2 protein-coding genes are annotated in these 350 nt (G+C 30.0%); both read left to right on the top strand.

The window, feature by feature from the left end; translation table 11 throughout:
• A partial coding sequence (locus Q0881_RS17770; protein ID WP_299163314.1) for a hypothetical protein occupies positions 1 to 180 on the top strand: 180 nt, incomplete at its 5' end.
• A gap of 63 nt (positions 181 to 243) precedes the next feature.
• Positions 244 to 350, top strand: a 107-nt coding sequence (locus Q0881_RS17765; protein ID WP_299163317.1) for a cysteine peptidase family C39 domain-containing protein, incomplete at its 3' end; no start/stop codon positions are given.

The raw sequence follows: 350 nt of genomic DNA, 5'->3' as shown, positions 1-350 counted from the left end.
TTTAAAATATTAATAATGAAAAAATCAATTTTAAATTTTGGGAAGGCTTTAAATAAAGCGGAACAACAAACTATTAACGGAGGATCAATGGGTGCCTCTTGTTTAGAATTAGGCTTAGATACAGAAGGCTGTATGTTACCAGATGCTAAAAAACAAGCATTTTATTTTAAATGTTGTTAGTAAAATAAAGAAAAAGCGGGTTAAAACAACCCGCTTTTCAAACCAATTTAAATAATTATTTGCTTGAAAAAATTCCCAAACGATCAACAAACTGAGGCAAAAGATTGCGGTCCAACGTGTATAAAAATCATAGCAAAACACTATGGTAAAACAATTAACACCCAACAATT

It is taken from the genome of uncultured Tenacibaculum sp., assembly GCF_947494125.1.
GTDB lineage: Bacteria > Bacteroidota > Bacteroidia > Flavobacteriales > Flavobacteriaceae > Polaribacter.
This window is presented reverse-complemented; position numbering and strand designations above follow the sequence as displayed.